12 protein-coding genes are annotated in these 13,130 nt (G+C 35.3%); 1 reads left to right on the top strand and 11 read right to left on the bottom strand.

From position 1 onward, the window contains the following. Window positions 1–357 precede the first annotated feature (357 nt). Window positions 358–2,163: an NADPH-dependent assimilatory sulfite reductase hemoprotein subunit gene (locus AC6EIY_RS00870; protein ID WP_498508130.1), complete on the top strand. Its 1,806-nt coding sequence runs from the start codon at window positions 358–360 to the stop codon at window positions 2,161–2,163. On the opposite strand, the gene AC6EIY_RS00865 is transcribed toward AC6EIY_RS00870, so the two are convergent. The 11 genes from AC6EIY_RS00865 to AC6EIY_RS00815 form a co-directional block, all read right to left on the bottom strand. Further along, window positions 2,100–2,849 carry a M15 family metallopeptidase gene (locus AC6EIY_RS00865; protein WP_498507073.1) on the bottom strand — a complete coding sequence of 250 codons (750 nt, stop codon included), beginning with the start codon at window positions 2,847–2,849 and terminating at the stop codon, window positions 2,100–2,102. The genes AC6EIY_RS00870 and AC6EIY_RS00865 overlap by 64 nt on opposite strands. A 106-nt stretch (window positions 2,850–2,955) precedes the next feature. After that, window positions 2,956–5,496 carry an ATP-dependent DNA helicase RecG gene (recG, locus tag AC6EIY_RS00860; protein WP_498507072.1) on the bottom strand — a complete coding sequence of 847 codons (2,541 nt, stop codon included), beginning with the start codon at window positions 5,494–5,496 and terminating at the stop codon, window positions 2,956–2,958. Then, entirely contained in the window at window positions 5,469–6,641 is a 1,173-nt protein-coding gene (locus AC6EIY_RS00855; protein WP_498507071.1) for an adenylate cyclase, read from the bottom strand. The genes recG and AC6EIY_RS00855 overlap by 28 nt, the downstream gene beginning before the upstream one ends. 23 nt (window positions 6,642–6,664) lie before the next feature. Further along, the gene (gene tsf / locus AC6EIY_RS00850; protein ID WP_498507070.1) at window positions 6,665–7,321 is read right to left on the bottom strand and encodes a translation elongation factor Ts; all 657 of its coding nucleotides are present in this window, start codon (window positions 7,319–7,321) and stop codon (window positions 6,665–6,667) included. A gap of 60 nt (window positions 7,322–7,381) precedes the next feature. Next, the gene (rpsB, locus tag AC6EIY_RS00845) at window positions 7,382–8,074 is read right to left on the bottom strand and encodes a 30S ribosomal protein S2 (RefSeq protein WP_413390230.1); all 693 of its coding nucleotides are present in this window, start codon (window positions 8,072–8,074) and stop codon (window positions 7,382–7,384) included. A gap of 138 nt (window positions 8,075–8,212) precedes the next feature. Then, on the bottom strand, window positions 8,213–9,145 hold the full coding sequence (locus AC6EIY_RS00840) for a glycosyltransferase family 2 protein (protein WP_498507069.1): 933 nt from the start codon (window positions 9,143–9,145) through the stop codon (window positions 8,213–8,215). 92 nt (window positions 9,146–9,237) lie between these two features. Beyond that, entirely contained in the window at window positions 9,238–9,393 is a 156-nt protein-coding gene (locus AC6EIY_RS00835; protein ID WP_011293689.1) for an Asl3888 family RNA-binding protein, read from the bottom strand. A 38-nt stretch (window positions 9,394–9,431) separates the two neighbouring features. Beyond that, a complete protein-coding gene (locus tag AC6EIY_RS00830; protein ID WP_498507068.1) occupies window positions 9,432–10,124 on the bottom strand; it encodes a DevA family ABC transporter ATP-binding protein in 693 nt (230 codons plus the stop codon). Window positions 10,125–10,155: 31 nt separating this feature from the next. Continuing rightward, window positions 10,156–11,331, bottom strand: coding sequence for an ABC transporter permease DevC (gene devC / locus AC6EIY_RS00825; RefSeq protein WP_498507067.1), 1,176 nt, complete (start codon window positions 11,329–11,331; stop codon window positions 10,156–10,158). Then, window positions 11,331–12,248: a lipid ABC transporter permease gene (locus AC6EIY_RS00820; protein WP_498507066.1), complete on the bottom strand. Its 918-nt coding sequence runs from the start codon at window positions 12,246–12,248 to the stop codon at window positions 11,331–11,333. Before AC6EIY_RS00820 ends, devC begins: the two co-directional genes overlap by 1 nt. Then, window positions 12,242–12,925 carry a phycocyanobilin:ferredoxin oxidoreductase gene (locus AC6EIY_RS00815; protein WP_498507065.1) on the bottom strand — a complete coding sequence of 228 codons (684 nt, stop codon included), beginning with the start codon at window positions 12,923–12,925 and terminating at the stop codon, window positions 12,242–12,244. The genes AC6EIY_RS00820 and AC6EIY_RS00815 overlap by 7 nt, the downstream gene beginning before the upstream one ends. Window positions 12,926–13,130 lie beyond the last annotated feature (205 nt).

The following is a 13,130-nucleotide window of genomic DNA, read 5'->3' as shown; positions in this document are numbered from 1 at the left end:
GTACCGTTGTAGGTACCATTGCCTAAGATAATTCAAATACCTGGAAGATCCGGTTTTTACCTCAGAGTTGCTGTGCCGAGAGGTAAATTAAGAGATGCTTTTGGAACATGTGATGTAGTAAAAAAAATTGGTAACACAAAAGAGGAAGCCGAGGAGAACATAAGCTCAGCAGAAAAAGCTATTCAAGAAAAATTTGATGAAAAGCTCAGAGAAGAAGAGGCAAAACAGATAAACAAATCCTTACCCAAGGGAATAAAACTTGAGGCTGTCAAAAATAGTAATTCAAATGAATCTCAAAAAAACATAGAAAAAGACTTGAAAGAGGCTGGATTTAGTAATGCAGCTATAGAGGCTCTGATGAATTTTGAAGAACAGGAAAGTAAAAATGATCGAGGAATAGAAAAAACTGTTCCTTCTCCCTGCATAGCAAATAATTCTCCCCGAGCGAAATTTGAACAATTTAAAGCCGATAGTAATTACTTACAAGAACCTCTACAAAGTGAATTATCAAACGACAGCGATCACTTTACGAACGACGCAGTACAACTTTTAAAATTTCATGGTAGTTATCAACAAGATGATCGGGAACATAGAAAGAGAGGAGGCACAGGCAAAGACTGGCAAATGATGCTAAGGCTAAGAAATCCAGCTGGTTTTGTCCCAGGTCCACTTTTTGTTGCCTTAGATGATCTCTCTGATCGACTAGGTAACAAAACGCTTAGAGCTACTACTCGGCAATGCTTTCAAATGCATGGAATAAAAAAAGGGAATATTAAAGAAGTAATCGGAACGATAGTGCAGTCAATGGGATCTACCCTAGCGGCCTGTGGAGACGTCAATAGAAATGTAATGGCTCCAGCGGCACCGTACGAAAAGGGATCTTACCCTGCTGCTAGAAAATTAGCTAATGATATTGCCGATATTTTATCGCCCCAAAAAGCTGAGAAAACATACCTTGATTTATGGGTTGATGGCGAGATGAAATATGCTATTAAGCCATCTTCTGAAGTCAAAAAGAAAAGGAAGCTACAACAAAATTCGGGTGTTTTTAGTGGGGACCAAAATGAACCTTTATATGGTGCAACCTACTTACCAAGAAAATTCAAATGTGCAACTACAGTGCCAGGAGATAACTCTGTGGATATCCTTACCCATGATATAGGTCTAGTGACGTTCACGAATTCAAAAGGAATACTAGAAGGATGTAATGTCTACGTAGGAGGAGGTATGGGTAGAACACACAATTTAGATACGACATTTGCGAGGATAGCAGATCCAATTGGTTTTGTAGAAGGGGAATACATCCTAGAACTTGTTCAATCTATTCTCGCACTTCAAAGAGATTATGGAGATAGAAAAACAAGAAGACATTCTAGGCTTAAATATGTTCTACATGACATGGGTGTCGATTGGTTTAAAAAACAGTTAACAAAAAAATATTTCACAAAAAAGATTGGCACCTTAAGGGACGAAGGGGATACAAAACTTGAAGATTATCTAGGGTGGCATAGACAATCTGAGAAATTATGGTTTGTTGGTCTACCACTATTATCAGGTAGGCTAAATGGAGGAACAAAGAAAGAGTTAAGAAATATAGTTGAAAAATATGCATTGGATGTACGTTTAACTCCCAACCAAGATTTACTATTGTGTAACATTGGTAATTATCAAAAAGTCAGTGTAAATAATGATCTGATTAATATTGGTTTTAATAATCCAGAAAGCCCTGACCCAATAGCTAGACATGCAATGGCTTGTCCAGCCCTACCATTATGTGGACTTGCGATGACTGAAGCAGAGAGATTTTTACCAGATCTCCTAGAGCGATTGAACAATCAATTAAAAAGATTAGAGATCAGTAAGTCAATATTAGTAAGAGTTACAGGCTGTCCAAATGGATGTGCTCGCCCATACATGGCAGAATTAGCTCTGGTTGGTAGTGGTTTAAATCAATATCAACTATGGCTTGGTGGTAGTACTAATTTAAAAAGATTGGCGACTCCTTATTTGCAAAAAATGCCTATCAATGAATTAGAGAAAACATTAGAGCCTTTATTCCTTAGCTGGAAAGATACTGGCACCTCATCAAGTCTTGGAGATCATGTGACTAAACTTGGTTCTGAAATGGTAATGTCTTTACTAACTTCAAGTGCAGCTCCATAAATAGCATGCCCTTTCTTACTTAACCAAGACCACAATTGATCTCCATAGCTAAAATGCCACCATTCGTTTGGATGTTGAACAAATCCAGCCCTTTCCATAACTGCAAATAAAAGAGACCTTCTATATTGAAAAACTTGATGCTTGCAACCAGGACTCCTGGAATAGTTTTTCTTATAAAAGTCAGGTGATGATTCAGCTCCAATAAAATCAATTTCCCCGCCAAGATCTAGTGTTTTTCCTGTCATATCAGCTAGAGTCAAATCAATCGCGCCACCAGTACTATGAGGAGGAGGCGTAAGGGGATCATATGACGGTTTCGCCCAGAACTGAGCTACTTCAGAAACTATATTAGTTATGTCTACATTATCAGAGATATTATTAATATCAATTCCTCTTGACCTACAAATTTCTTGTATGGTGTAATCAAACATAAATCTTTGAACAGAAATAGGCCTCCAAGCATCAAACAAAGCCAACTGTAATTGAGGATTAATCTCTGAAAGATATTGTTGTGCTTGCATCAATCTTCTTAAAACACTACTACGTAAAACCCATGGATCTGAGCCAGTCAAATATGGAGCACCTAAAGACATATAAGGATGAGGCGTTAATCGAAATATTGATTGTGGAATAGAAATTAAAGGCTCTTTACATTCATTTATTTTTAAATTACTCCAAGGTTTCATCTTGATAATTTGTAGAAAATGTAAATAAAAAATCTCGTTTTTGTAAAAATTTTATTAAATTATAACTTTAAAATTAAATAAATTCAATAGTTATTTAACCAAAATATTAATTTAGTTTATTAGCTATTTTAAGTTTGTCCCACTGTTCTTTTATTAACAACCGAAGTATAGAGTTGTTTTTAAGCTCAGAATCGTTATCTAAAATCTGACGAGCCTCATTGCGCGCAAGCTCAAGCACGTCAGCATCATCAGCTAATGATGCCAGTGCAAAATCAGGTAAACCTGATTGTTTTGTACCTAAAACTTGTCCAGGCCCGCGAAAACGCAAGTCAATTTCTGAAATTTCAAATCCGTCATTGGAATTAGCTAGAACTTCCAATCTTTGTCGAGATGTTTTATTTTTATTTTGATGACTCAGGAGACAATATGACTTGGAGGCTCCCCTTCCAACTCGACCCCTTAATTGATGTAATTGAGCAAGACCAAAACGATCAGAATCCTCAATTAGCATTACACTTGCATTTGGCACGTCAACACCTACTTCTATAACCGTAGTAGAAACCAGTATGTCACATTTTTTGTTGATAAAATTCTGTATGACCTCTTGCTTTTTAACACTCTTCATTTTGCCATGAAGTAAGTCAACAACAAAATCTGGAAAAACTTCTGTAGACAACTGATAATGTACATCAATTGCCGAACTAATTTCAAGTTTTTCAGATTCTTCAATCAAAGGTAGAACAACATAAATTTGATGTCCTTTATTAATTTCAGTCCTGATTAATTCATATGCATAATTCTTTTCTTTTGGTGTGATCAGCTTAGTATCTATAGGAGTTCGACCAGGTGGAAGCTCATCTAATTGACTAACATCGAGATCTCCATGCAAAGTAAGTGCAAGTGTTCTCGGAATAGGCGTAGCCGTCATCGTAAGCAAGTGAGGTTGCAAACCTTTATTCAAAAGTCTGTTCCTCTGTTTAACACCAAAGCGATGCTGCTCATCTACGACGACAAGACCAAGTCGTTCAAAGATGACTTTGTCTTCAAATATTGCATGTGTTCCTACCAGAATCTTAGTAGAACCATTTACTAAATCTGTGAAAATTTGTTTACGTCGAGACTTGGCTGTAGAACCAGTCAACAAATCTACGTTAACCTCAAGTTGAGGGATCCATTTACTTAGTGTTTGATAGTGTTGAGTAGCAAGCACCTCGGTGGGTGCCATAAGAGCACCTTGCCATCCAGATTGAACGGCACTGAGTAGTGCTGCTATCGCGATGACGGTCTTCCCACTACCAACATCGCCTTGTAATAATCGAGACATTGGCTCAGCTTTGACTATGTCTGATTCAATTTCCTCCAAAACTCTTGTTTGGGCATTTGTTAGAGAGAAAGGCAGAATACTCAAGAATTTCCTTACAAGGCTATTACTACTGAGTTCAATACTTAGTTGAGGAGAATTACGTTTCTTATGCTGATCACGTCTTAAAAGCAGACTTAACTGCAATAACAGAAACTCTTCGAATACAATTCTTCTCTTTGCTTTAGCTAAAATTTTTGCATTCTCAGGGTTATGAATATGAAAAAAAGCTTCTTTCTTAGTCAGTAGATCTAGTCTATTTACTGTGTCTTTAGGAAGTGGGTCCTTAATCTCAGATGTTAAATAAAGAATAGACTGGATTAGAGCTCTAAATTTGTCGGCAGTAACACCTTCAGTTAAAGAATAAATAGGGAATATCTGACCAATAGTTCTAGATTTCAAATAACTGTTAGGACAATCAATAATTTCTATCAAAGGATCGTTTAATGATTTGCCATATTTACTTTCTTTAACTAGCCCACTTACCGCAACAGTCGAACCAAAAGTATACAAACTTTGTTGAGATTTTGCATAGGCAATACTCCTACCACGACTACCTGCAAAAAATCTTGTAACTTTAATTCCTCCTGTCCTATCTTTTAAAAACAGTTCAAGAATAGAAAGATTTGGATTTTTAGGACTTTTAAATGAACTGCATCGTATAACTTTAGCGACGATCGTTACATTCTGACCTGCTTGAGTTTTATCTATAGTTTTCAAAGAGGTGTAATCAACATAATCACGAGGGAAATAATTTAAGAGATCACGAATTAGAAAAAGGCCTAGTCTAGACAATCTTTCAGCTTGTTTTGGTCCAACACCCTTAACGGCTGAAATCGAACTTTTTAAATTTAATAAATCAGTCGAAGAACTTCTCGTAGACCCAACAGAATCATACACACTTCTTATTTTTAATTTTTTTGGCTCTGTTTTCTCTTTGTTTTCTTGATATGTATATAGATTATGAAGAGTCTGTCTTGTCTTGACTATAATTCTTCGCCTTTCATCAATGGACAAAGATGGATATTTTTCATAATCCAGAGCTAATTTCTTTAATTTAGAAAGATCAGATTCTGGAACAATTATAGAAGGGAAGTTTAATAAATACCCAATTACAAAATTAGAAAATTTATTAGTTCTACCTTGAATATTATTACAACCGTGATCAACTTCAACTGTTAATGCTTGTTGTAAAGGTCGAACCCATGTTACTAGTTCAACTGATTTGCTACCAGGAGTAGGTATTGAATCATTACTACTTAAATTTTGGTTGTGTCCTTCCACCATTCTTTATTAACCTCTTCTGCTAATGAGCGACCTTGCCAATAACGTTGCTGTTTAATCATACCTAAAAGTACATTTTGATAATGTTTAATGTTAGTTCTATTTTTTCTAAGTCTTGGATTATCAAATTCCATATCCGAGGGAGTAATTAGCAAGCAATCAATATCTAATCCTCCAGAAGGAACTAATGGATTATTGGTTGGCAATTTAAAAGTAAGAATATTGGATACAGATTTAGAAGAAATTAATTGACCAGACAAAGCCGCATCTAAAATATTTATTGGTATCAGGGTATTTACAATACCTGATTTTAAAAGCTCAGTGTTAATGGAATCTGATAGGTCACGCAATCTTCGAATCAAAGCTGTATCTATAGAAATAATCCACTCATATAGTCCAATTGGTGATTGTGGAAGAAACCTATTGCTTATAACATCATCGGAGTCATGAGAAGAATCCCTTTTGTTGGAATCAAAATCAGTTGAATTAGATTCATCGGACAATGCAAATATTGACTGCAAAACTTCAATATCTTTACTTTTTAAATTAAAAGTATCAGTAATCTTTTCATCTTCTTTTAATTGCTTATAATCCTTATTTGTATTTTTACTTCGAAACTCATTTTCAGATTTTGTACTTTTCATATAAATTTCTTTATTATCAATAGCATATGGAGCTTTTAATTCACCATTCCAACCTTCAATAATTGATAAATTTTCCAATGGCGGTATTGAACTTATATGAATTGAATTAACATTGCTAAATGACTCGGATTTTTCAGAATCATTTTTCAAATTTAGTGCATTTGACATTTCATCTTTAACATTATTTAAATGACGAATATTTTCTTGATCAATTTTCTTGGCCAACTCGATTAAGTGTTCAATTGTTATGAGAGAAATATTATCCGAAACTAATTTGTCAATTTTCAACTGAAATAGCTTTCTTGAATTAAATGTTGAGAAACCAAAATCATCTCCAGGCCGATCAGTGATTAGAGAGAATAATGTGGTTCTTATAGTTTGAGGTAGCAATTTTCTCAGCTCCTCAAGATACACAGAAGTAACTCTATAAATAATGGGCGATATGTTATTACATTTTTCCTTTAATAAACCTATTTGATCTAAAGGATCAAACTTAGAATCCAAACAATACTTTTTTTTAGACAAAATTAATCAGAGGTCATTGATGCAACCTCTTCTGCAAAATCAGACTCTTTAACATCAATCCCCTCGCCAAGAGTGTATCTAGTAAATCTACGAACCTTTATGTTCTCTCCTATTTTACCAGCAACTTGTTTTACAAGCTCTTCAACATTTATTGAACTGTCCTTTATGAATGGTTGTTCTAAAAGAGCCATCTCTTTTAATCTCTTTCCTATTCGTCCTTCTACAATTTTTTCTTTTATTTGATCAGGCTTACCTGAGAGGTCATCTCTTCCCATCTCAATTTCCTTCTCCTTGCTTGCAATAGCTTCTGGAATTTGATCGACGCTTACATACTCAACACTTGGACAAGCGGCTATTTGCATTGAAAGATCTCTCAAAAGACCTTGGAATAAATCTCCTCTAGCTACAAAGTCTGTCTCACAGTTCAACTCTAAAAGGACACCAACACGAGAGCCTGTATGGATGTAACTACCGACAGCTCCCTCGGCGGCGACTCTACCTGATTTCTTTTCAGCACTGGCTATACCTTTTTGTCTTAACCATTCAATAGATTTTTCCATATCACCCTTGTTCTCAATTAGGGCTTTCTTACAATCCATCATTCCAGCAGATGTTTTGTCTCGAAGTTCTTTAACGAGTTTTGCTGTTATCTCCGCCATTTTATGTAGGTGTAGTAAAGAATTAGATTAAGTTAAAAATTTATAACACAAGTATATTAGCTACTCATTAGTGCCATGTCTCCCTTCATTTATAGCATCAGCTAATCTGCCCAAAACGAGTTGAACGGATCGAACTGCATCATCATTACATGGTATGGGGATTTCGCATAGATCGGGATCGCAATTAGTATCAAGCATTGACACTAGTGGGATATCAAGCTTTCTAGCCTCTAGAACAGCATTTGTTTCCCGCCTCTGATCTACTAAAACTACAACATCAGGTAGACGTCTCATTCCTTTTAGTCCACCAAGATATTTTTGTAATCGTTCTAATTCTCTTCGTAAAACGGCACCCTCTTTCTTTGGGCGCATTGCAATAGCACCACTTGATTCCATTCTTTCAAGATCTTTTAGTCGATCGATTCTCGCTTTCATTGTTGTCCAATTTGTAAGCATCCCTCCAAGCCACCTTTGATTAACGTAGGATGCTCCACATCTAATGGCTTCTTGAGCAACGACTTCAGAAGCTTGTTTTTTAGTTCCTACAAAAAGGAATCTTTTACCACTTCTTGCAGCTCCCCTAGTCCATTTATAAGCACTATTCATACAAACAGCGGTCTTGACTAGATCAATGATATGAACACCATTGCGAGCGGAGTAGATGTAGCGGGACATCTTGGGGTTCCATCTTCTTGTCTGATGCCCGAAGTGAGCACCAGCTTCCATCATCTCTGAAAGAGAAACTACAGCCATTTTTTTTGTAAGTTCCGGGTTCGCCTCCACCCAACAGGGATAAATTAAATAGTGATTAAGAAATCAATATTTTTTATCACCCGAAACAGTCAGGTGTGCGGTTTTTAGTTTGCAATGATAATTCTAACAAACGATTGCTCACCGAAGTCCCAATAATGATGCTTCTCTAAAAATTTGTCTCACTCCAATCAAATTAAGAGGCAGTCTTAACAATTCCATAGCCAAACCAGATCTACCATTATTGATTAGAAAAGCCAAAAGAGGTCTGAGTGTCTTTGTGTTAATAAGTCCGCCTAAAGTTAAAAGTTCCCACAAGCAACGATGAAAGAAAGTGTATTGAATTATAAATTTCACTCTCAAAGTTGGATGCTTACGATAAAAAACTAATCCCATTTTTGATCTCTCTTTTTCAATTCGAATCAAATGAGGAATTTGATCAAGAGCTAATGCTGGATGCCAATGAAATCCAATAGCTCTTGGACATTTGATAAGTTTAACGCCCATATTTCTTAATCTTTCCCCTAATTCCAAATCTTCCCAACCATATAGTCGAAAAGATGTGTCAAAAAGGCCTGATTTTTCTAAAACCTTTTTATCAATAGCAACATTTCCAGTAGCAAAGTAGGCCCAGGACAAGTCTCGAAGTTTAAAAGGCTCAGAATTTGGATTATTAAAATTAGAAGTATTTATGACAGATCCATAGGTAAAACATTTTCTATTACCAAGTTTTTTCCAAGCTTTTAACAGAGCATCAACATGGCACATTAGAAAATATCTATCAACAACAAGATCACTGTCTATAAAAACAATTAGGTCTCCTCTTGACTTTTCAACTCCAAGATTTCTTCCTAAAGCTGGCCCTCCATGAGATTGTTCAAAAAGTCTAGAATGAGGATAAGTCTCAGCATTATTTCTCAACCAATCAACCGTCCCATCTGTTGATCCATCATCGACTATGACAATTTCAAAATTTTGAATTTCATTATTTAAAAATTGTTTTTCTAATGCATCTAGACACTTTTTTAGTATCGGAAGTCTGTTGTAGGTGGGTATAACAACGCTTACTAACATCTTTAATTAAAAAATAAAATCAAAAATATTGTCTTTAAACACTTTAAAATAAAGTATTTAAAAATTGATTATCTGATTTGAATAGGGGTTTATTAATCGGCAGCCCCACCGTTATTTGCAGTTCCAGTAACACCATTACCTGCTCCTTCTCCTCTGCCATCATTACGAAGCTTACGTTTCTTAAATTTCCTGGCATAAGCTCGATTTCTCTCTTGCTTCTCTTTCTTAAGATTTCGTCTTTTGGACATACTAGATTCCTACAATTTTTTTATATCTAACCAATTTACTAAACTGAGGGCAATATTTGGCCATCTTCCATTCGCAAAAGACGATCTGCTACATCCAATATTCTCGAATCATGAGTAACCATCAACACTGAGCAAGATTGTTCTGAAGCTAATTTTTTCAACAAATCAACTATTTCTCTACCAGTTGAACTATCCAATGCAGATGTGGGTTCATCCGCTAATAGTAATTTTGGTCTAGCCGCAAGAGCTCTGGCAATTGCAACTCGTTGTTTTTGCCCACCTGATAAGTCATGAGGCAGCTTAGATAAGTGGTCCTCTAATCCAACAGCTCTCAGCCACTCTCTTGCCTGAGCTCTACGAGCCTTGTATGAAAATCCATTTAAAAGGTCGGCTCCCATTTGAACATTTTGCTCAGCGGTAAGACATCTCAAAAGATTATGTCCCTGGAAAATCATTCCAATATTTTTTCTAAGATTCTGCCTAGTTTTCCTGCTCGCTCCAAAAAGTTGTTTACCAAACACTTTAAGGTCGCCATCTTGAACTTTACGAAGAGCTCCAATCAAAGTTAAAAGAGTAGTCTTTCCACATCCTGAGGGTCCTGTCAGTAAAACAACCTCACCAGGAGAAATTTCCATTGAGACAGACTGAAGGACATGCCTTCTCATTTCTCCATGACCATACCAATGATTCAAAGCAACAATTTTTAAAGTATTGTTGTTAATATTTTTCATGAATTATTTAAATTAAGCATTAGATTATTCATTAAAATATTTCAGCAGGATCAGCATCTGCCAATTTCTTCATGGCTGCTAATGCTGATCCCATACACATAAAAAGTATTAAGCAAAATATAATTGATGCTCTGCTAAAACTCATTTCAACAGGTAATTTAGTTGATGATCTAACTAAAGCATATAAAGCTTGACCTGAAACATAAGCAGGAATATATCCAATTATTGATAAGATTAATCCTTCTCTAGCCACTACTCCTAAAAGGCTTTTTAAATTATATCCCATAGCCATTAATGTTGCATATTCAGGCAAATGATCACTAACATCACTATAAAGAATTTGATAAACAATTACACAACCAACAATAAATCCCATTGCAGCACCTAATGTAAAAATAAATCCAATCGATGTACTACTTTTCCAATAATTCTTTTCAAAATCTATAAATGATTTTAAAGACATAACTTTAACGTCACTAGGTAAACTTAAATTCAATGAGCGAACCACCTTTTCAATATTAGAACCCTTCTTTAACCTTACTAAACCGATTTCAATACTTCCTTTGGGATTACCTGGAGATAGTTCTAAGTATGTCTCACTGCTTGTTATTAAATTCCCATCTGCACCAAAGGAAGGACCTAAACTAACTATTCCAGAAACTCTAACTCTTTTTCCTGCAACTTCAGTTTCAACTAAACGCCCTGCTTTAAACCATTTAGAGATTGGGCCAAACTCATCCCTAGAAAGATCATCAAATAAAACTCTTCCTTTATTTTTTAAAGTTTCTGCCTTCCTTTCAAAATCAGAATCAATTAATAATGGCTTACTTGGCTCAAAACCTAAAGCAAGAATAGATCTTGTGGATAAATTTTCAGGATTTCGCCAAAGGAGAAAATTCCAATTAACAGCGGTTGTTCCAGTAACGTCCTTATGGGCCATTGCTTGAATTAATCTTCTTCGAGGAAAACCACTCATACTTATTGAACTTTTTGAGCGAGGACTAATTAATACCAAATCTGCATCAAATAACTTATGAACAGTAACACTTGCGTCAAACAATCCATCTCTAAAACCTAGTTGCATAAACATCAAAATCCCAGCAAATGCTATTCCTGCAATAGCCACCAATATCCTTAAAGGTTGTCTTGTCAGCAAAAGCCAGGCAAGAGGTATTTTCCTTTTTTTAAAAAGATTATTTATTTCCACTAGGGCTGAAAACGAGCAATGACTTTCATTCCAGTTAAATGAGAAACTTTTTGAGCAGATGCATTATCAAGTTTGACTCTGACCTCGATAATTCTTGAGTCAGCATCGCCGGTTGGATCAGTTGCAAGCACTCTTCTTTGCCTGACTTGTGGGCTAATCAAACTAACTTGACCTCTTAAAGATCCATTAAAGCCTCCATTCTCACTAATTAAATCAACAGACTGACCCACTTGAACTCTGTCTATATCGGATTCATAGACTTCAATAAGAGCTTCCATTAATTGATTAGCGCCAACATTAATTACACCAGAAGAATTTGGCCTCTCTCCCTCACGAATCAAGATTTGAAGCACAATCCCATCAATTGGACTTTTTAATTGTGTTTGCTCTAAATCGACGTTTATTGCATCTATGGCAGATTGAAGCTTTGAAATTCTAGTCTCAGAAATGAACAAATCATCTTTCATCTTATCTAAAACAATCAACGCAACTGCGCCTTTATCTACCAGAGATTGATATCTATTGATTTCCCTATTTTTTATCCGGATTTCATTGATTAATATATTTAAATTTGCTTGTGCAGATTTCAAGTCAGCTTCAAGTTTCGGACGATTATCAAAAACAGCTAAGATTTGATCCTTAATAATAGAGTCACCCTCTCGAACTAATAATTTAGATAATCTTGGAGTGCCACCCTTTCCACTGGTTGGAGCTGCTAATTTTCTTATTTCTCCAAAAGGATTTAATTGACCTAATGCTGCCACACCTTCAATTCTATCAACGACTTCATTATTCATAAGAGTTTGATTTACTTCTAAATCTTTATTATTACATCCACTAATTAAAAGCATGCACAAGGGTGTTATACCAATAAAATAGAAAATTTTCAAAGATGCGTATTTAAACATAATTAACATTCAAAAAGAATTTTGTTAATGTATTCATCTGCCCAAGATGAACCGAAAAATTTAGTTAGAATAGCTCTGGTCTTATCATTAAGTTTTTGATTAGAGCAATATCTTTTTTGATAATTAAGTCTATTAATTGTATCTGACGAATCGATTACGTCTTCCTTGCCGCTAACCAATAAAGATAATAGTAGTGACAGATATTGGTCAATGAGTTTTAAAAATAATTTTTCTTCGAACAAATCAACAGGACGAATAAAGCAAACATATGGAGAGAAGATACATCCCCACTTAGGCAGCTTCCCAGGTTCGTTAAATTCAGGAATTTGTAATGATCTCATTTGAGACACAAGGTAATCAGGTAAGTTCTCCCCCACAGGTGACAAGTCAACAATGGCGGCAGAAATATTATTTGAATTAACTACCAAATCAGCGCCAAATATTGGAAGTTCAAAGCATGGATCAGGGAAAAAGACACAGTGAAGTATTTCCAATTTTTTGCCAAGCTTTGCGACCTCCAAATGAATTTTTCTAAATCCTTTTGCTTGATAAAACTCGTTACTGATAAATAATTCCTCCTTATTTAGATTGGCATAAATCCTTTTGGACTTAGAGTCAATATTTAGAGGTTGAACATCAGTCAACGAAATGATTTTGTTCTTGATAAGTTCGAAAGCTTCAAACAAAAGAGGATTCAATTTACTACGAGTGCAAAATACTGACTTCAAAACTAATAACTCAAACTAAAAGGGATGGATAAGAATCATAGAGAAGTTTTATTCAGAAATATTCTCAAACAATATTATATGATTATTAAGGAAAAAAGAAGGCCTGACAAGAGATTTTTTTATGCAAAGTAGAGTTAACTAAGGTGCAAGGGTTCAATGATTG

Source organism: Prochlorococcus sp. MIT2304 (genome assembly GCF_059772405.1).
The sequence above is the reverse complement of the archived record's forward strand: the minus strand, read 5'-3'. Positions and strand labels throughout refer to the sequence as shown.

Excerpts from the sequence above, each read along its gene's own strand:
- recG (WP_498507072.1), bottom strand. The coding sequence starts at position 5,496 with ATGGTGGAAGGACACAACCAAAATTTAAGTAGTAATGATTCAATACCT.
- rpsB (WP_413390230.1), bottom strand. The coding sequence starts at position 8,074 with ATGGCTGTAGTTTCTCTTTCAGAGATGATGGAAGCTGGTGCTCACTTC.
- AC6EIY_RS00840 (WP_498507069.1), bottom strand. The coding sequence starts at position 9,145 with ATGTTAGTAAGCGTTGTTATACCCACCTACAACAGACTTCCGATACTA.
- AC6EIY_RS00820 (WP_498507066.1), bottom strand. The coding sequence starts at position 12,248 with ATGTTAATTATGTTTAAATACGCATCTTTGAAAATTTTCTATTTTATT.
- AC6EIY_RS00835 (WP_011293689.1), bottom strand. The coding sequence starts at position 9,393 with ATGTCCAAAAGACGAAATCTTAAGAAAGAGAAGCAAGAGAGAAATCGA.
- AC6EIY_RS00830 (WP_498507068.1), bottom strand. The coding sequence starts at position 10,124 with ATGAAAAATATTAACAACAATACTTTAAAAATTGTTGCTTTGAATCAT.
- AC6EIY_RS00870 (WP_498508130.1), top strand. The coding sequence starts at position 358 with ATGAATTTTGAAGAACAGGAAAGTAAAAATGATCGAGGAATAGAAAAA.
- tsf (WP_498507070.1), bottom strand. The coding sequence starts at position 7,321 with ATGGCGGAGATAACAGCAAAACTCGTTAAAGAACTTCGAGACAAAACA.
- AC6EIY_RS00865 (WP_498507073.1), bottom strand. The coding sequence starts at position 2,849 with ATGAAACCTTGGAGTAATTTAAAAATAAATGAATGTAAAGAGCCTTTA.